This is a genomic window from Sphingomonas sp. TDK1 (genome assembly GCF_001650735.1).
Taxonomy (GTDB): domain Bacteria; phylum Pseudomonadota; class Alphaproteobacteria; order Sphingomonadales; family Sphingomonadaceae; genus Sphingomonas.
In genome coordinates, this window is the sequence record NZ_LXVY01000048.1 from 15,349 (window position 1) to 34,509 (window position 19,161).

Annotated in this window: 13 protein-coding genes and 1 other annotated feature; of the genes, 8 read left to right on the plus strand and 5 right to left on the minus strand. The window is 65.2% G+C overall.

The annotated features are described in order from the left end of the window. Window positions 1–366: 366 nt before the first annotated feature. Window positions 367–1,595, plus strand: a protein-coding gene (locus A7X12_RS22995; protein ID WP_157105700.1) for an IS3 family transposase whose coding sequence is annotated in 2 segments (ribosomal slippage) — window positions 367–655 and window positions 655–1,595 — 1,230 coding nt in all. Because the reading frame shifts where the segments join, the coding sequence is not laid out codon by codon here. Next, window positions 648–764, plus strand: a sequence feature (AL1L pseudoknot). Its footprint overlaps the gene before it by 117 nt. Before the next feature lie 534 nt (window positions 1,596–2,129). Here A7X12_RS22995 and A7X12_RS23000 read toward each other — a convergent pair. The 3 genes from A7X12_RS23000 to A7X12_RS23010 all read right to left on the minus strand — a co-directional run bounded on the left by A7X12_RS23000 (window position 2,130) and on the right by A7X12_RS23010 (window position 6,687). Further along, window positions 2,130–2,960, minus strand: a complete 831-nt coding sequence (locus A7X12_RS23000) for a 23S rRNA (adenine(2030)-N(6))-methyltransferase RlmJ (protein ID WP_064313781.1) — start codon at window positions 2,958–2,960, stop codon at window positions 2,130–2,132. Window positions 2,961–3,181: 221 nt separating this feature from the next. Continuing rightward, entirely contained in the window at window positions 3,182–3,763 is a 582-nt protein-coding gene (locus tag A7X12_RS23005) for a pseudouridine synthase (protein WP_064314095.1), read from the minus strand. A 224-nt stretch (window positions 3,764–3,987) separates the two neighbouring features. Then, complete coding sequence (locus A7X12_RS23010) at window positions 3,988–6,687, minus strand: TonB-dependent receptor (RefSeq protein WP_064313782.1); 2,700 nt, start codon at window positions 6,685–6,687, stop codon at window positions 3,988–3,990. A gap of 232 nt (window positions 6,688–6,919) precedes the next feature. Here A7X12_RS23010 and A7X12_RS23015 point away from each other — a divergent pair, with 232 nt between their 5' ends. After that, window positions 6,920–7,654 (plus strand): DeoR/GlpR family DNA-binding transcription regulator, encoded by a 735-nt coding sequence (locus tag A7X12_RS23015; RefSeq protein WP_064314096.1) that lies wholly within the window; start codon window positions 6,920–6,922, stop codon window positions 7,652–7,654. 116 nt (window positions 7,655–7,770) lie between these two features. On the opposite strand, the gene A7X12_RS23020 is transcribed toward A7X12_RS23015, so the two are convergent. Then, window positions 7,771–9,519, minus strand: a complete 1,749-nt coding sequence (locus A7X12_RS23020; RefSeq protein WP_232318662.1) for a class I adenylate-forming enzyme family protein — start codon at window positions 9,517–9,519, stop codon at window positions 7,771–7,773. Window positions 9,520–9,677: 158 nt separating this feature from the next. On the opposite strand from A7X12_RS23020, the gene A7X12_RS23025 reads away from it, so the two are divergent. From A7X12_RS23025 to A7X12_RS23050, 6 genes are all read left to right on the plus strand, one after another. Further along, window positions 9,678–10,901 (plus strand): serine hydrolase domain-containing protein, encoded by a 1,224-nt coding sequence (locus A7X12_RS23025; protein ID WP_157105701.1) that lies wholly within the window; start codon window positions 9,678–9,680, stop codon window positions 10,899–10,901. 56 nt (window positions 10,902–10,957) lie between these two features. Further along, complete coding sequence (locus A7X12_RS23030; protein WP_064313785.1) at window positions 10,958–12,982, plus strand: 3-hydroxyacyl-CoA dehydrogenase NAD-binding domain-containing protein; 2,025 nt, start codon at window positions 10,958–10,960, stop codon at window positions 12,980–12,982. Between the two features lie 91 nt (window positions 12,983–13,073). Beyond that, on the plus strand, window positions 13,074–14,258 hold the full coding sequence (locus A7X12_RS23035; protein WP_443029322.1) for an acyl-CoA dehydrogenase family protein: 1,185 nt from the start codon (window positions 13,074–13,076) through the stop codon (window positions 14,256–14,258). A gap of 163 nt (window positions 14,259–14,421) precedes the next feature. Next, a complete protein-coding gene (locus A7X12_RS23040) occupies window positions 14,422–15,546 on the plus strand; it encodes an acyl-CoA dehydrogenase family protein (RefSeq protein ID WP_064313787.1) in 1,125 nt (374 codons plus the stop codon). After that, the gene (locus A7X12_RS23045; RefSeq protein ID WP_064313788.1) at window positions 15,546–16,433 is read left to right on the plus strand and encodes an acyl-CoA thioesterase; all 888 of its coding nucleotides are present in this window, start codon (window positions 15,546–15,548) and stop codon (window positions 16,431–16,433) included. The genes A7X12_RS23040 and A7X12_RS23045 overlap by 1 nt, the downstream gene beginning before the upstream one ends. Window positions 16,434–16,527: 94 nt before the next feature. After that, window positions 16,528–17,169, plus strand: a complete 642-nt coding sequence (locus A7X12_RS23050) for a CAP domain-containing protein (protein ID WP_064313789.1) — start codon at window positions 16,528–16,530, stop codon at window positions 17,167–17,169. A 5-nt stretch (window positions 17,170–17,174) separates the two neighbouring features. On the opposite strand, the gene mutL is transcribed toward A7X12_RS23050, so the two are convergent. Beyond that, window positions 17,175–19,016 carry a DNA mismatch repair endonuclease MutL gene (mutL, locus tag A7X12_RS23055; protein WP_064313790.1) on the minus strand — a complete coding sequence of 614 codons (1,842 nt, stop codon included), beginning with the start codon at window positions 19,014–19,016 and terminating at the stop codon, window positions 17,175–17,177. Window positions 19,017–19,161: the final 145 nt, after the last annotated feature.

Below are 19,161 nucleotides of genomic sequence, written 5' to 3' on the forward strand. Positions count from 1 at the left end.
GATCGGACAGTGTGCTTTAGGCTCCACCTCAGACGACAATATGTTGAATTAGCACCTCCAACGTATCAATCTTTTTCATCGGCGGATCCTTCTATCTCCAGATAATGGCAGGCATCATCGGTTGATAACCGTTGGCTAAGTGAAATTCCGTGGTAACATCTGCCCCAGCGCATCTTTTCGAAGGACATCCCTATGATAACGGTCCTCACGAATCTATTGTTTCCTATCATACCTCTCGAAGATTATCCGCATTGGGATATTGCAGGAATGACCCCGAGCCGACCTGCAATCAGCTATTACGAGCAAGGTAAACTGAACCGCGCCGGGTTTGCCGGAGGCTCCAACTCCTGAGAAGGTGGAGCCAGTATGAGCAAGACGACGAACAAATTTGCGCCCGAGGTCCGCGAGCGCGCGGTGCGTATGGTGCTGGATCACGAGGCCGATCATCCGTCACGCTGGGCTGCTATCGTTTCGATCTCGGAGAAGATCGGCTGCGTTCCGCAGACGTTGTTTGAGTGGGTGAAGAAGGCCGAGGTCGATAGCGGTAGGCGTGCCGGTGTCCCGACCGAGGTCGCCGACAAGGTGAAGGCGCTGGAGCGCGAAGTCCGCGAGCTGCGGCAGGCCAACGAGATTCTCCGCAAGGCGTCGGCATATTTTGCCCAGGCGGAGCTCGACCGCCCGTTCCGGCGATGATCGCGTTTATCGATGATCACCGCGATGCTTATGGGGTCGAGCCGATCTGCCGCGTCCTGCCGATCGCCCCATCCACCTATCACGAGCGCGTCGCGCAGCGACGGGACATGACACGTCTGTCGACACGGACGCAGCAGGATGTCGCCCTGAAGCCTGAGATCGCACGCGTGTTTGCCGAGAATTTCGCGGTCTACGGCGTGCGCAAGGTCTGGCGGCAGATGATGCGGGAGGGCTTCCCGATAGCGCGCTGCACCGTGCAACGACTGATGCGGGAGATGGGTTTGGCGGGCGTGATCCGGGGCAAGCCTGTTCGCACGACGGTCAGCGACAAGGCTGCGCCGTGCCCGCTCGATCACGTCAACCGCCGGTTCTACGCGCCAGCGCCGAACATGCTGTGGGTGTCGGATTTCACCTACGTCGCGACCTGGGCGGGGTTCGTCTATGTCGCGTTCGTCATCGATACCTACGCCAGGCGGATCGTTGGCTGGCGAGCAAGCAGGACGGCGCATGCCAGCTTCGTTCTCGATGCGCTTGAGCAGGCACTTCATGACCGCCGGCCGGCCCATCGAGGCGGCCTCATCCATCATAGCGACCGCGGGTCGCAATACGTGTCCATCAAGTACACCGAGCGCCTCGCCGAAGCCGGTATCGAGCCATCGGTTGGCAGCGTCGGAGACAGTTACGACAACGCTTTAGCCGAGACCATCAACGGTCTCTACAAGGCCGAGGTGATCCACAGGCGTGGACCGTGGCGCAGTTTCGAAGCCGTCGAATATGCCACGCTCGAATGGGTCGACTGGTTCAACCATCGTCGGCTGCTGGAGCCGATTGGCAACATCCCGCCTGCCGAAGCCGAAGAGCAATATTATGCTGCCGCAAGAAACCTCGATATGGCAGTGTGACTCACAACCCAAGGCCTCCGGCAGACCCGGTGCGGTTCAAACCGCGCTTGGTGATGACCTGTAGCGGCACTGAAACTACCGTCCAGGTGAGAGGGTGGACGGCGGTTCAGAAGTGGCCGCAGCCTTCACTTTCGGTGAGATTCGGCACTGTCGTACGTTCTGGCAATCCCGATCTACTCGGGATCGGGAATCAAACGGCTTTCGAGTTCAAATTTTCGATCAGTGATCCCGTGCTAGCCGCTTTGAGGGAGGGGGCTCCGCTCGTTGCAACGTACAACCGAACATCATATGATTTCCCCATCGCACCCGCCGCGCTTCGGCAGGAGTTTGCAGACAAGTGTTCCGCCCTGGTCCCGCCCGGAATGCGCGTCAGCTAACACCAAACGAACGTCCACTCCTGAAGCTCGGCCAAGCAGACCTGAATGGCGAACATTGCCCGCCATACGATGAATCTCGCGATGCAAGCCGATCCTCTGAAAGCGGACCAACGATACCATTTAGTCCGGAGGGACAGAACCGCGACAAGCCGCGCGGTCAATCGTTCAACCAATCCGCCGTGATCTCGCTTCTATGTCCTTCCGGCGCCAGTGCGGCCCGGAGAGCTTCCAGCACTGGAGACAGCGCCTGTATGAAAGCGTAAGGCGGATTGACGATGAAAAGACCCGCGCCGTTATAGATGCCGGGCTGATCGGCATCATACAACCAATGCTCCACCGACAGGAATTTTGGGATGCCGAGCCTGCGCAACTTGCTCTTCCACTGCTGGTGAGTCGCACGATCTTTCAGCGGATACCACATCACCGTCACGCCATGCGCCCATTTGCGGTGCGCCGCGGCGAGCGTGGCGGTGATGCGGGCGCGCTCGTCGGTCTGCTCATAGGGTGGATCCACAACCACCACGCCACGCGCCGTGCGCGTCGGCAGCATCGCCAGCCACAGCTCATAGGCATCACGCTCGTGGATGGCAGCAGGCATGCCGCGCATTGCGCCGCGCAGGGCCTGCGCGTCTTCGGGATGCTTTTCATTGAGGATGAGCAGATCCTGCGGGCGCAGGAGCTGCGCCAAAAACTGCGGCGAGCCTGGGTAAAGCTGCGGCTCGGACCCGACATTCACCGCCCGTACGGCAGCGCGATACTCGTCCAGCAAGGGGTTCGCGTCTGCAAAGGCCCGTAACACGCCGTGTGCGGCTTCGCCGGTGCGCTGGGCCTCGTCGCTGCCAAGGTCGTAGAGCCCGCATCCGGCATGGGTGTCGATCAGGGTCAACGCGCCCGGTTTCTGCTGCAAGGCCCGGACAAGGGCGATCAGCAAGCTGTGCTTCACGACATCGGCGCTGTTGCCGGCATGGAAGGCGTGACGATAATTCATTGAATCCAAAACCCTGCCGATTGGCCTTGTCCGCGTGAGGGGCAAGCAGCTCGATCGCGAGACACTGGAAGCACCCCATCCAGCCCTTGCAAGCGCCGGGCGTAGGCCGTCCTGGTCCCGCTGCAATGCCTCAAATCAGCTTTCGCGCTCGGCGGCAACCGCCTGCAGCGTCGCGGTGCTTCGCAATCCCAGCCGGTTTCCAGCACCCTCGCCGCGCTGCATCACTGGCCCGTTGTGCCGCCCTTCCCCACGCCCGGGCTGGAAACCTCTTCGAACCGGCCCGGCGCGATGCCGGCGACCGACCAGGCGCCGATCGACCACCGGACCAGCCTCAGGGTGGGCAACCCGACCGCCGCCGTCATCCGCCGCACCTGCCGGTTGCGCCCTTCGCGAATAGTGATTTTCAGCCAGCTGTCGGGGATGAACTTGCGCTGGCGTATCGGCGGATCGCGCAGCCAGAGCTCCGGCGCGTCGATACGCACAACCTCGGCAGGCAGGGTCATGCCGTCCTTGAGCCGGACGCCCCGCCGCAGCCCATCCAGGTCCCGCTCTTGCGGATCCCCTTCAACCTGCACGAAATAGGTCTTGGGCATCTTGAAACGTGGATCGGCGATGCGTGCCTGCAGCCGCCCGTCATCGCACAGCAGCAGCAGACCCTCGCTGTCCCGATCGAGCCGCCCCGCGGGATAGACGCCCTTCACATCGATGAAGTCCGACAATGTCGACCGGAGGGTCGGTGATCCGCGGTCGGTGAATTGGGACAGGACCCCGAAGGGTTTGTTGAACAGAAGCAGCCGGGACATGCGGGGCTCATAGCGTTCGGCTGCGGCCATGTCTCCCGGCCCATGCCGCGCCGGCCAGGCTGCACGCGACCGGCCCGGAAGGCGGGTGTGAACCACTCCTTGAAGTTGCCGATCATCCGACCGAACGCCTGCGGTTCAGATCCGTGTGCGGCAAGCGCGCCTGCAAAAAAACCGGCCCGGGGCAAAGCCCGGGCCGGTCAGGTGGATCCTCGGGGAGAGGAAACTCAGAACTTCACGCCGATGCCCGCAAACACGGTGGTGCCGCTGCGCGTCTCGTTGTGGAGACGGTGGTAGATGCTGTTGAACTGTACCTCGGTCTCGTTGGTAAGGTTGATCGCGTCGAGCGTCAGCCGCACGCGATCGGTCACGTTGAAGAACGCCGCCGCATCGACATAGATCGTGCCGTCGAACCCATCCTTGCTGGTCGGATCCTTGCCGTCATAGGCGGTGCGCAGATAGGAGGACCGATAGTTCATCGAGCCGCGGATGCCCCAGCGGCCGGTCTCGTAATAGAGGGTCGCATTGGCATTGGTGTTCGACAGACCGGGGATCGGATTATCGACGCCGTTGTTCGGAGCGTTCGAATCGAGCAGCGTCAGGTTCGCCGCCATGCCCAGCTTGTCGAACGGCGCGGGCAGAAAGGTGAAGTTGCCCTGCGCGGCGAGCTCGACGCCCGTGACATAGGCCTTGGCCTGGTTCACCGGCCGCGTAAACTCATCGACATTGGTGGTCGCCGTCACGCCCGGCAGCGTCGAGAGCGGCAGACCCGTGGTGCTGAACGGCACGTTCTTCAGCGTCTGCGAGATGACAAGGTTGCGGATGTCCTTGTGGAACACGCCCACCGAGACGAAGCCGACCTTGCCGAAATACCATTCAGCCGACGCCTCGATCGCGTTGTCCTTATACGGCTTCAGATAGGGATTGCCGACGCTCGCGGTGATCTTGCCGCTGTCCGCATTGGCGCTGCCCGCCGCCGCGACAGAGCTGAGGCCCGGACGGTTGATGTTCTTCGCCGCCGCGACGCGGATCAGGAAGCTCGGCGTCACTTCCAGCGTGGCGTTGAGCGTCGGCAGCACGCCTGAATAATGCGAGCTGGTGACGTTGCCGCCGATCGGCGTGTCATTGCTGTTGGTGATCAGACCGTTGCTGTCCAGATTGGTGAAATAGGCGCGAAGCCCCAGATTGCCGCGCAGGCGCATGCCGCCCAGCGGGGCGTTCCACTCGAGCTGGCCATAGCCTGCTGCGGTGGACTCGGTCACCTTGTAGGTGTTCTCGATGTCGGTGGCACCGGCAACGGTGTGGGCGGCGTTGTAGGTCGCGAACGCCTTGGCATAGTCGCCGGTGACCCAGCTCGCCGCCTTGTTCTGGCTGAACACCACCGCATAGGGTGTCACCGGCGTGCCGGTAACCGCATGGAACTGGCCGTCGTTATACACTTCCGAGCCGGAGGTTTCGTACCGGCGATGGCTGCCGCCAGCGCGCAGCGTGAATATGTCGTCCAGCTTCAGCGCCGCGTTGCCAACGGCTTCCTTCAGGCTGGTCTTGTTCCAGAATTCACGGAAATAGAATTCCTTGAACGTGTATTTGGAAGGATCCGTGGTGTTCCAGCGATAGGTGTTGGTGGCCCCGGCACCATCGGCGTCGTAGGTGGTGGTCATGCCGCCCTGCGCGCGCAGGTACAGCTTGTCGTCGTACGGCGTGGTGTACTTCGAATCCTCATAGCCGACATGGCCGTCGAACGTGAGGCTGTCGCTGGCCTCCCATTTGCCGGTCAGCGCAATCTGGTTGAACTTGTTCTTGTTGAGCGAACGACGGTGCTCGCTGGCATAGGTGGCGTTGTCGACGCTGATCGCATCGACGAAGTTCGTGCGGTCCCAATGGATCGAATTGATCTTCGATCCGGTGTCGAAGATCACCGAGCCCGAGGTGTTATCGGGCCGCGTCGCGAGGTGATATTCATCGCGGCGCGTGGTGAACTCGCCATGCAGGCCGTCCAGGGTGAACAGCAGATTGTCGGCCGGCCGCCACTGGGTGGCGAGCGTCAGGCCCAGACGCTCCTGCCTGGCGTCCCAGACGGAGAGGCGATTGCCCGACGCAAACACGAGGTCGCCGGACTTGAACTTGGCCTGCTGCTCGGCGGAGAGCGCCGAGATGTCGAGCCCCTTGCCCAGATAGCCGGCGATCTTGCTCGCGCTCAACTGGCTCGGCGAATAGGTGTTGTAGCCCTGCTCCTCGGTCTTGCGCTTGGAATAGGCGACCGAGACGAGGATGCCGAAGCGATCGCCCCAATTCTGGCCGAGCATCGCGGCGACGCGCGGCTGGGCGTCCTTCGTGAAGCTGTTGGTGCCGAGCTTGGCTGAGATCGCGCCGGTCAGGCCCTGCTTCTGCTCGAGCGGCTTGGCGGTGAACAGACCGACGGTGCCGGCCATGCCGCCTTCGGCTTGCGACGCCTGGTAGCTCTTCTCCACTTCGACGCGCGAAAACAGCTCGGAGGCGAAGATATTGAAGTCGAAGGCGCGGTCGCGCGAACGCTGGCCGCGACTGTCCATCGCGGAATCGACATTGCCCAGCACTTCCATCCCGTTCAGCTGGACGCGGGTGAAATCGGGACCGAGGCCGCGCAGCGTGATGCGGCGGCCCTCCCCGGCCTCGCGGTTGATCGCGACGCCCGGGAGGCGCTGGATCGACTCGGCGAGGTTGAGTTCCGGGAACTTCGCCATGTCCTCGGCGACGATCACGTCCTTCATGATGTTCGACTGACGCTTCAACTCGCGAGCCTTGGCGAGCGAGGCAATGTAACCGTTCACAACGATCTCGCCGCCATCCTGGTCCTGTGCCGGCGCGTCTTGCGCAGCGGCGGCCATCGAGATGCAGCTTGCGCCAACGGCCAGCGCGGCAAGCGCCGCGCGGTAGGTGAATCCCATTTTGCCCTCCCTTGAGATGTGGGCGCGCCTGCCCCGGCTGCCCCGGAGCGGCGCCTAGGCGGGGTTGATGACGGCGTTGTGACATTCGATGTTGTTTCGTGTGGTTTTGAACGTTCACCTGTGGGTTTTCACCGCCCAACCCCGCTGATACACAGGCCCCATCATGGAAAAGCCGGATATTGCGACCAGAGTCCCGAATGGCCGCGCGACACAGAATGCGCGCTTGACGGCGATGCTCGAATTGCTCGGGCAGCGCGGCCATTGGTCGATCGGCGAGCTGGCCGACCGCTTCGAGGTATCCGAGGAGACCATTCGCCGCGACGTGCGCCAGCTGGAGCAGACCGGCCGGGTACGGAAGATCCATGGCGGCGTGTGCCTGCCCGGTGGCGTGCTCGAGCCTCCCTATCGGCAGCGCCTGCGCGACCAAGCCGACGCAAAGCAGCGCATCGCCGAGCGGGCAGTAGCACTGGTGCAGCCCGGCATGACGCTCATGCTCGATTCGGGCACGACAACGTTATGGCTGGCGCGTGCACTGGGCCAGATGCGCGACCTCACCGTGATCACCAACAGCATCGAGATCGCCGCGCAGGTACTCGGCCATCCCGGCCAGCGGCTGTTCGTCGCAGGCGGCGCGGTCGACCTCGACTATCATGCCGCTTTCGGCAGCGAGCCGATCGACTATTGCCGTCAGTTCGCCCCGGACCTTACGGTGCTGTCGATGGGCGCGGTGGACGCGGCGCGGGGCTTCCTCGATTTCGACGCCGGCGAGGCGACGTTCAAGCGCAGCCTGCTGCCCCGGGCGCGGCGCGTGGCGGTGCTATGCGACGCCACCAAGTTCAACAAGCCGGGCTTTGTCCACGTAGCCCAGTTCGGCGATGTGCAGGATCTGGTGACCGATCGGGCTCCGCCGGAAGACATCGCGGCAGCGGCTGCGGCGGCGGGGACGGCGATCCACCTCGTGGACTGACTTCGCGTCAGTTTCACCTGCAATGCGCGCCCCTTCCGCTTGCAATAGGGGGACTGGAAGCTGAACAGGAAAAGAAAGGACCAATCCTCCCCCGCCGGGGGAGGATAGGAGATTTCTCACGCCGCCTGGTGGGTTAGGAACAGCGCCTTCAGATCCTTCTTCAGGATCTTGCCGTTGGCGTTGCGAGGCAGCGTCTCCGCCGAGAAGCGGATTGCCACGGGCACCTTGAATGCCGCGATCCGCTCGCGAACAAAGGCCTGCAGCTCCGCTTCGGTGACACTCGTCCCCGGTGCCAGGTGAACCACCGCGACCGGCTCCTCGCCCAGCGTACGATGCGGAATGCCGATCAGCGCAGCATCGGTGACCGCGGGATGGGCATAGAGGACATCCTCCACCTCGGACGAGTAGATGTTTTCGCCGCCGCGGATGATGATGTCCTTGGCCCGGTCGACAATGTAAAGAAAGCCTTCCTCGTCCAGCCGCGCGAGGTCGCCGGTGCGCACCCAGCCGTCGCGGAAAGTTTCCGCCGTCGCCTCGGGCTTGTTCCAATAGCCCTTCACGATCATCGGTCCCTTCGCCCAGAGCTCGCCGACCTCGCCCAGCGGTAGTTCGCGCGTGCCTTCGAGATCCATGATCTTGAGCTCGGCCACCGGCACCGGCGGACCGGCGCTGGTCGGGCGGGCGAGATAGTCCTCGCCAATATGATGGGTAACGGTCGCCATCGTCTCGGTCATGCCCCAGCCGTTGCCGGGGAGCGCGCCGAACTCTTGAAAGATACGCTTCACCAATTCCGGTGCGGAAGGCGCACCGCCATAGGAGATGCTCTCCAGGCTCGACAGGTCGTACTTCTTCCGCTCGGGATGCTCGAGCAACTGCCAGGCGATCGTGGGCACGCCGCCGGTCTGGTTGACCTTCTCGCGCTGGATGATCTCCATCGCCTCGATCGGCTCCCAGCGGCGCATGAACACCACCGTGCCGCCCGCCGCGATCAGCGCCATCAGTCCGGCGCTGCAGGCGGTGACGTGGAACAGCGGGATCACCAATAGCCCTACCTTGTAGGGCGGCGCGGTTGGCGGCACCTCGCCCCGCCGCAGCATCGATCGCGCCACCGAATAGCCGGCGGTGAGAATGTTGGTCATCAAATTGCGGTGCGTGCCCACCGCGCCCTTCGGATTGCCCGTGGTGCCGCTGGTATAGAAGAGCGTGACGTCGTCGTCGGGCGCTATGCCCACTTCCGGGAAGGCGATGTCGGGCAGCGCCGCCCAGCTGTTGCAGGGCCCCAGGATCGACTCCAGCGCGACCGCATCGCCCTCCAGCGGCGAGCAGGCACGGCTCACCACGACCTGCTCCAGATCGGACAGCACATGATAGCAGTTCTTCAGCCGCTCGTGCCGCTCGCCATCGACGAACAGCAGCTTGGCGCCCGAATCCTGCATGCCGTATTCGAGCTCGGCACCCGTCCACCACGCGTTGAGCGGCACCAGGATCGCACCGATGCTCACCGCGGCGAAGAAGATTGTCGGCCATTCGGGCAGGTTGCGCATCGCCAGCGCGACGCGGTCGCCCTTGGCCACGCCCTTGGCCTGCATCCAGGATGCCAGGTGGCAGGTCGCACGATAATTGGCCTCGTAGCTGACCCGCTCGTCCTGATAGATGGTGAACGGCCGATCGCCATAGCCGCGCGCCAGCCGCGCGAGGATGGCGGCCGTGGGCGGCGCATTCTTCCACACGCGCGTCGGCACGCCGCGGATCTCCACGGTTTCCATTTCAAACTTCGCGCCGGGTGCGGTGAGCATCGCATCCACGGCAGCAAGCGGAGCTTTGGGCCAGTCTGGGGGCAAGGGCACGATCGCTTCGAGGGTCAAGGCAGCTCTCTCCATCGAATTCTGAACTTTGGGTTTGGCGCGCGCGCCAACCGAACTCCACGTTAGTGTTGATTTGCTACGCGCTCAAGGCAATAGAAAGCAGGCGCCCGCCAGAAGGCGCATTGAACCGGATTCGAACGAGAGGTATGCTGCCAGCAATGCAAGTCGAGGACCCGATCGCCCATGGATTCGATGCCGCGCGGCTGGCGCGGATCGATGCCTTTGTGAACGCGCGCTATCTCGATTCCGGCAAGCTGCCCCATGCCCAGCTCCTGCTCGCCCGCGACGGGCACGTCATCCATTTCTCGCATCAGGGTGCGGCCCGCGAGGGCGGCGCGCCTGTGAACGAGTCGACGCTGTTCCGCATCGCCTCGATGACCAAGCCGATCACCAGCCTCGCCTTCATGCTGCTGCTGGAGGAAGGGCTGGTCGCACTGGATACGCCCGTCCACCACATCCTGCCCGAACTCAAGGGCCTTGGCGTCTATGCGGCCGGCGGCGATGGCGATCCGTTCGTCACCTCCCCGGCAGCGCAACCGATGCGCATGGTGGACCTGCTGCGCCACACCGCCGGCTTCACCTATGGCTTCCAGGAGCGCACTCCGGTGGACGCCGCCTATCGCACCGGGCGGATCGAAAGCTGGCATGGAAATCTGACACTCGACTCGTTTGTCGCAGCACTCGGTACATTGCCGCTGGAGTTCTCGCCGGGCGAGGCCTGGACCTATTCGGTCGCTACCGACGTGCTGGGCGCGGTGATCGAGCGACTCTCAGGCAAGACGCTCGATCGCTTCTTCGCCGAGCGGATCTTCGCACCGCTGGGCATGCACGACACCTTCTTTCAGGTGCCCGCCGACAAGGTCCACCGCCTTGCCGACTGCTGGACGATGCAGGAAGGCACAGGCAGGGTGCTGTACGATCGCGGCGAGGCATCGGCCTGGTCGCGCTTTCCCCGGCTGCTCTCGGGCGGCGGCGGACTGGTGTCGACGGCGCTCGACTATCACCGCTTCAACACGCTGATGCTGAACGGCGGCGTGCTGGACGGGGTGCGGCTGGTCTCGCCCAAGACCGTGCAGCTGATGACAATGAATCACCTGCCGGGCGGCCGCGACCTCGCCAACCTGTCGCGCGGGCTGTTTAACGAGACGACCAATGCCGGCGTCGGATTCGGCCTGGGCTTCGCCATCACCATGGACGTCGCCAAAACGATGATCCCCGGCTCGGCCGGCGAATTTTACTGGGGCGGCATGTTCTCGACCGCCTTCTTCGTCGATCCCGTCGAGCGCATCTCGATGGTGTTCATGACGCAATTCTCGCCTTCGATGCTCTATCCGATCCGGCGTGAGCTGAAGACGCTGATCTATTCGGCGCTCACCCGATGAGTGCCCCTCACCCCCTCCCGGCCCCGGCCGGAACTGCGAACTAGGAGTTCGAACGCATGTCCGTGATTACCACCAGCCGTCAGGGCGATGTCCTGGTCCTGACCTCCGACAATCCGCCGGTCAACGCGCTCGGCGCGGCGGTGCGGCAGGGGCTGCAGGCCGGCATCGAAGAAGCCAAGGGAGACGACAGCATCCAGGCGGTCGTCATCCTCTGCGCCGGCAAGACCTTCTTCGCAGGGGCCGACATCACCGAGTTCGGCAAGGCGATGGCCGAGCCGTCGCTGCCGGTGCTGGTCGACCAGATCGAGGCGCTCGACAAGCCGGTGATCGCCGCGGTCCACGGCACCGCGCTCGGCGGCGGGTGCGAGGTGGCGCTGGCGTCGCACTATCGCATCGCCGTGCCCTCGGCGAAGTTCGGCCTGCCCGAAGTGAAGCTGGGCATCCTCCCCGGCGCGGGCGGCACCCAGCGGATGCCGCGCGTCGCCGGCGTCGAAGTGGCGCTGGAAATGGCGACCAAGGGCGATCCGATCTCCGCCACCCAGGCCAAGGAAGCCGGCCTCGTCGACCGCCTCGCCGGCGAGGACAGCCTGCTCGCCGATGCCGTCGCCTTCGCGAACGAGGTGATCGGCAAGCCGGTCTCGCGCTCCAGCGAGCGGCCGGTCACCGTCGAAGCGGAGACCTTCGCCAAGTTCCGCGCCGCCAACGCCAGGCGCTTCCGCGGGCTCGACGCGCCGAACACGATCATCGACATCATCGAGCAGACCGCCGGCAAGCCCTATGCCGAAGGCGTCCAGGCCGAGCGCATGGGCTTCATGAAGCTGATCATGGGCCAGCAGTCGGCAGCGCTCCGCCACATCTTCTTCGCCGAGCGCAAGGCCGCCAAGATCGACGGCATCGCCGACGACATCCAGCTGCGCGACATCAAGCGCGTGGGCGTGATCGGCGCCGGCACGATGGGCGGCGGGATCAGCATGAACTTCCTCTCGGCGGGCGTGCCGGTGACCATCGTCGAGATGGCGCAGGACGCGCTCGATCGCGGCACGGGCGTCATGCGCAAGAACTACGAGGCGACCTCCGCCAAGGGCCGGATGACCGCCGAACAGGTCGAGAAGGCGATGGGCCTGCTCAAGCCCACGCTCAACTTCGACGATCTCGCCGAGTGCGACCTGATCATCGAGGCCGTCTATGAGAGCATGGACGTGAAGAAGGACGTGTTCGGCCGGCTCGACACAATCGCCAAGCCGGGCGCGATTCTCGCTTCCAATACCAGCTATCTCAACATCGACGAGATCGCGGCCGCCACCAGCCGCCCGCAGGACGTGGTGGGGCTGCACTTCTTCTCGCCCGCCAATGTCATGAAGCTGCTCGAGATCGTCCGCGGCGCCAAGACCGCCGACGATGTGCTGGCGACCGCGATGGCGCTCTCGAAGAAGATCAAGAAGGTCGCGGTGATCGCAGGCGTCTGCTACGGCTTCATCGGCAACCGCATGCTGATGCCGCGCCAGGTGGAAGCCACCAAGATGCTGCTCGAAGGTGCCACGCCCGAGCAGATCGACAAGGTCCATGTCGCTTTCGGCATGCCGATGGGACCGTTCCAGATGGCCGACCTCGCCGGCGTCGACATCGGCTGGCACCGCGATTCCAACCGCATCGAGAATATCCGCGACGCGCTCGCCGCCGAGGGTCGCTGGGGCCAGAAAAAGGGCGCCGGCTTCTACGACTATGACGAGAAGCGGCAGCCCTCGAACAGCCCGCGCGTCGCCGAGCTGATCGAGGAATGGCGCGGCAAGCTGAACGTGCCGAGCCATGAGATCACCGAGGAGGAGATCGTCGTCCGCACGCTCTACACCATGGTCAACGAAGGCGCGCTGATCCTGGCAGAAGGCATGGCGCAGCGGGCGAGCGATATCGATGTGGTGTGGGTCTATGGCTATGGCTGGCCCCCGTATCGGGGCGGACCGATGTTCTGGGCGGACACCGAGGGCCTCAAGAAGATCGTCGAGGGCCTGGATAAGTACGGCTTCGAAGTCGCACCCTTGCTCCGCGAGAAGGCGGAGAAGGGCGAGAAGTTCAACCGCTAAACAGCGCCGTCGGGCGCGGGCGGGAACCAGGCGGGCAAACCGTCGCCCCGCCCGCCCTCTCCGCAAAGGAGAGGATCGAGAGGAGAGGATGATGACGCAGGACCTCGATACCTTCCGTAGCGAAACCCGCGCCTGGCTGGAGGCGAACTGCCCGGCCTCCATGCGCGAACCGATCCGGTCCGAGAAGGATATCGTCTGGGGCGGGCGCAACCCCGACTGGGCGCATCCGGATCAGAAGCTCTGGATGGATCGCATGGCCGAGCGCGGCTGGACCGTGCCCGACTGGCCGACCCAATATGGCGGCGGCGGGCTTTCCCCGGCCGAGACCAAGATCCTGCGCGAGGAAATGAAGCGGATGGGCGCGCGCACGCCGCTCAACAGCTTCGGCATCTCGATGCTCGGACCGGCGCTGCTCAAATACGGTACCGAGGAACAGAAACTCGAACACCTGCCCAAGATCGCCCGCGGCGAGATCCGCTGGTGCCAGGGCTATTCCGAACCCAATGCCGGCTCCGACCTCGCAGGCCTCCAGACCTGGGCCGAGGATGCCGGCGATCATTATGTCGTCAGCGGCCAGAAGGTGTGGACCAGCTATGCCGACAAGGCCGACTGGATCTTCTGCCTGGTGCGCACCTCCAAGGAGGCCAAGCAGGGCGGGATCAGCTTCGTGCTGTTCGACATGGCCTCGCCCGGCGTCTCGACCAAACCGATCCTGCTGATCTCGGGCTATTCGCCGTTCTGCGAGACCTTCTTCGACAATGTGCGCGTGCCGAAATCCCAGCGCGTGCACGAGGAGAACAAGGGCTGGGACGTCGCCAAATATCTGCTCGGCCATGAGCGCGAGATGATCTCGGGCATGGGCCTCGATCGGGCAGGCAGCAATCCGCTGATCGAAGGCGCGATCGCGACGATCGGGCTCGACGACCAGGGCCGGCTCGCCGATCCGATCCTCCGCGCGCAGATCGCGCTGTTCGAGGTGCGGATGCGCGCCTTCTCGGCGATGTCCGAAAGCTTCCTCGACGAGCTCAAGGCCGGCCGCGCCCACCCTGCCCAGCCGAGCATGATGAAATATGTCGGCACCGAGCTGAACAAGCAGCGCCACGAGCTGATCATGGCCGCCGGCGGCTCGGATGCGCTGGAATGGGAGAGCGAAGCCTCGGCCAAGGGCGCCAGGCCCCGCGCCTGGCTGCGCACCAAGGCCAATTCGATCGAGGGCGGGACGAGCGAAATCCAGCTCAACATCATCGCCAAACGGATCCTCGAACTGCCGGGCTGAGGCTGGGCATTCCCTCTCCCGCCTGCGGGAGAGGGAGGGAGCCGCCGACTGGCGGCGGAAGGGTGAGAGTGTGGGGCGACGGATGGCCCCGCCCTTCGCCCTACTCACCCTCACCCCGGCCCTCTCCCGCAAGCGGGAGAGGGAGCTTCTGAAGGGAAGATCGATGCCGCTCTACCTCAACGACGAACAGACGATGCTCCGCGATACCGCCCGCGCGTTCGTCGCCGAACATGCCCCGGTTCGCCACCTGCGCGCACTTCGCGACGCCAAGGATCCCACCGGCTTCAGCCGCGACCTGTGGAAGCAGTTCGCCGAGATGGGCCTCACCGGCATCCTGATCCCCGAAGCATCGGGCGGCCTCGGCCTCGGCCATGTCGAGGCCGGCGTGGTGCTGGAGGAGATCGGCCGCAACCTCACCCCCTCCCCCTTCCTCTCCACCGCCGTCGCCGCAGTCGAGGCGCTGAAGGGCACCGCCCATGCCGATCGCTGGTTCCCCGGCATCGCCGCCGGCGAGGCGGTGATCGCGATCGCGCATGACGAGAAGCCCAAGTTCGGCCGCGCCGTGGCGCTCAAGGCCGAGCGCGCCGGCAACGGCTTCCGGCTGACCGGCACCAAACGCTTCGCCCACCACGCCCATGCCGCCGACCTGATCCTCGTCACCGCACGCACCGCCGGCAGCGACACCGACGCAGCAGGCATCACCCTGTTCGCAATCGACCCCAAGGCCACCGGGCTGGATCTCCGCCCCGAACGCCTCGCCGATTCCAGCCTCGCCGCGCATGCCGGCTTCGACGGCGTCGAAGTCACCGCCGATGCGGTCGTCGGCGAGATCGATGCGGGCGCCGACCCGCTCGGCCGGCTGCTGCGTGCCGCGGGAGCCGGTGCCTCGGCCGAGCTGCTCGGCGTCGGTGCGGGCGCGAGCGACATGACGCTTGGGTACCTCAAGGAGCGCAAGCAGTTCGGCACGCTGATTGGCAGCTTCCAGGCGCTCCAGCATCGCGCCGCGCATCTCTACAGCGAGATGGAAGTCGCCCGCGCCGCCACGCTCAAGGCCCAGCAATTGCTCGACGCAGGCGAACCCGCCGACGAGGCGGTCGCGATCGCCAAGGCGATGACCGGGCTTGCCACGACGCTCGCGGTGCAGGAGGGTATCCAGATGCACGGCGGCATCGGCATGACCGACGAATATGACATCGGCTTTTATATGAAGCGCGCCCGGGTACTCGCCGAGATGTTCGGCGATTCCAACTACCATGCAAACGTGCTTGCGGAGGCAGCCGGCTACTGATGATCGAACCGACATCCCCCGAAGATCTGGTTGCCGGCCTTACCGCGCTGCTCGACGTCGAGACACTCGACACCGATCTGTATCGCGGCGCCCGCCAGCCCGGCGGCGTCGGCCGGGTCTTTGGCGGCCAGGTGATCGCGCAGGCGCTGCAGGCGGCGCAGCGCTCGGTCGAGGACGGAAAGGTCGCCCATTCGCTCCACGCCTATTTCATGCGGCCGGGGGACGAGGACTACCCCATCCTCTACCGCGTGGTGCGCGATTTCGAGGGGCGCAGCTTTGCCAATCGCCGCGTGATCGCGATGCAGAAGGGCAGGCCGATCCTCAACATGGCCGCCTCCTTCCACCTGCCCGAAGAAGGGCTGCACCACCAGGATGCGATGCCCGACGTACCGGCGCCGGAGGATCTCCGCTCCGAGGCCGAACTGCGTGAGGAAATCCGCGACCATATCCCCGAAAAGTTCAAGCGTTTTTTCCTGCGCGCCCGGCCGATCGAGATCCGCCCGGTCAACCCGCGCAACTGGTTCAAGCCCGTAGCTCGCGAGCCACGCCAGGCGAGCTGGTTCCGCGTCGTCGCCCCCCTGCCCGACGAGCCCGCCCTCCACCGCGCGATGCTCGCCTATGCCAGCGACATGACGTTGCTCGGCACCTGCATGTTGCCGCACGGCGTCAGCTGGATGAGCGGGCAGATACAGACTGCCAGCCTCGACCATGCGCTGTGGCTGCACGAACCGTTTCGCTTCGACGACTGGCTGCTCTATGCGACGGACAGCCCCTGGGCCGGGCACAGCCGAGGGTTCAATCGCGGCAGCATCTTCGCGCGCGACGGCCGGCTGGTGGCGAGCGTCACCCAGGAGGGGCTGATCCGTCCGGTCCAACGCACCGACTGAACGGCTCGTCGCCCACGTTACCGTATCGTAAGGATTTCGCTTGTACCTTGCCGTTGCGCAACGGAAACGAAGCGCGGGTCGAGGTTGGAGTTCGATGCGTCGCTGGTTCTGCGCGTTGTTCGCGTTGTCGCTTACCATGGGTGCCGCCAAGGCACAGACGCTCGAGGATGCGGTGCTGGAACGCATCAACTTCGCGCGGCAGCATCCGCAGCTATATGCGCAACGCCTGCGCGACTATCGCCTTCAGTTTGACGGCTATGTCGTCCATGCGCCCGGCGACCCTGTGGGCACCGAAACCTTCGAAGGCGTGTCGGCGGTCGACGAAGCCATCGCCTTCCTGGAGCATCAGGTGCCGCTCGCGCCGCTTGGCCGGGGAGAGGTTCTCGGCCGCGCTGCCGGCGACTATGCGCAGGACCAAGGCAATCGCGGCGCGCGCGGCCATGTCGGGTGGGACGGAACGTCTCCGGGCGAACGGGTGCGTCGGCATGGCGGCGGGATCCATGTCGGCGAAGGCATTGCGTACGGCTATGCCGATCCGGATGCCGTGGTGCGGCAACTGATCGTCGACGATGGCGTCTCCAATCGCGGGCACCGCGCGCTGCTGTTCGATCCCGGCTTCCGCTTCGCGGGCGTGGGCTGCGCCCGCCACCGCGCGCTCGCCCATATCTGCGTGGTGGACATCGCAAGCACGGCGGACGGTCGGTGGGAAAGCCCGCGTTTCGCCGATCGCCGCTGACGCCGCTACTTCCGGCCGAAGAGCTTCTCGATATCGCCATGCGCCAGCTTCACCCAGGTGGGGCGGCCATGGTTGCACTGGCCCGAATGGGGCGTGACCTCCATCTCGCGCAGCAGTGCGTTCATCTCGGCGACCGACAGGATACGTCCCGCCCGAACCGAGCCGTGGCACGCCATGGTCGCGGCGACATGGTCCAGCCTTTCCTTCAGACTCAGCGCCTCGTCGAAACTGGCGAGTTCGTCGGCCAGATCCGTGACGAGGCCGTGGACATCGCCCGTGCCGAGCGCCGCCGGCACCGCCCGCACCAGCATCGCACGCGGGCCGAAGCGTTCGAGTTCGAGCCCGAAGGCGCGCAGTTCCTCGATCCGGGCTTCGAGGCGGTCGCAGCCGGGTTCATCGAGCTCGACCACCTCGGCGAGCAAGAGCGCCTGGCTCGGCACGGTGCCGCCGGCCATGGCGCGGCGCATCCGCTCCAGCACCAGCCGCTCATGGGCGGCATGCTGGTCGACCAGGACGAGGCCGTCCTGCGCTTCCGCGACGATATAGGTCTTGGCGACCTGCCCACGGGCGACGCCGAGGGGGAAGTCGGTTGCGAGCGGGGCTTCGTGCCGGGCGGGCTCGGCGCGGGCCAAGGGCGGCGGGGCGAAGAAGGTGCCGGAATCGCGCACGGCGCCGGAATAGCTTCTAAGCCCCTCCCCTTCAGGGGAGGGGTTGGGGTGGGGCTGTGTCTCACCGAGACCAACAAATGGTCTGGAATCCCTCCACCCCACCCCCTCCTCCAAGGAGGAGGGGCTTAGACTTGCCCCCCCGCCCCCCGGCTGCCACAGCCCCAGCGCCGCTTCGCTGGGCCGCTGGACGCTGCGGTGCCCTGCCGCATCCAGTGCGCGGCGCAATCCGCTGACGATCAGGCCGCGCGCCAGTGCCGGGTCGCGGAAGCGCACTTCGGTCTTGGCAGGATGGACGTTCACGTCCACCACCTCGGGCGGCACGTCGAGGAACAATGCCACCACCGGGTGACGATCGCGCGCGAGCATCTCCGCATAGGCACCACGCACCGCGCCGACTAGCAGCCGGTCCTTCACCGGCCGGCCGTTGACGAACAGATATTGGTGATCCGCCACGCCGCGATTGAAGGTTGGGATACTCGCAACGCCGCCGAGCACCAGCCCTTCGCGCTCGAAATCGATCGCGACGCTGTTCTCCTGCAGCGCGCGATCGGTGAGAGCCGCCACCCGCGCGGGCCGGCTCTCACCGCCCTGCACGCTCAGCACCCGCCGGCCGTCATGCTCGACCGAGAAGGCGATGTCCGGGCGCGCCATGGCCAGCCGCTTCATCCCGTCAAGGCAGGCGGCATATTCGGCGCGGGTCGAACGGAGGAACTTGCGCCGCGCCGGTACCCGTCCGAACAGCGCCTCCACCCGGACCCGCGTGCCGGGCGGCAGGGCCGCCGGCCCCTCGGCGGCCCGAACACCATTGTCTACGGTCAGGGACCAGCCTTCGGCGCCCCGTACCCGGCTTTCGAGCGTCAGCAGCGCGACGCTCGCGATCGAGGGCAGCGCCTCGCCGCGAAAACCCAACGTCGCGACGTGCTCGATATCGTCGGTCGGCAGCTTGGAAGTGGCGTGCCGTTCCAACGCGAGCGCCATTTCGGCCGGCGTCATGCCGCAGCCGTCGTCGATCACCTCGATCAATTCAATGCCGCCGCCGGCCAGCTTCACGGCAATCCGTGTAGCGCCTGCGTCGATTGCGTTTTCGACCAGTTCCTTGAGCGCGCTGCCGGGGCGTTCGACCACCTCTCCGGCTGCAATACGATTGACAAGATGTTCGGGCAGGCGGCGTATTGACATGGCATTCGCTGTAGCCCAAGCGACGGCCTCCCGCGACCCGCATCCGCATGGCTCCAGGCCGGATTTAACTCCGTCCCGGAAAGGGTTCGGGCAAAACACTTTGTGCGAGCAGCCGGACGGGGGGCGCCCAACCGGCAGGACGGAT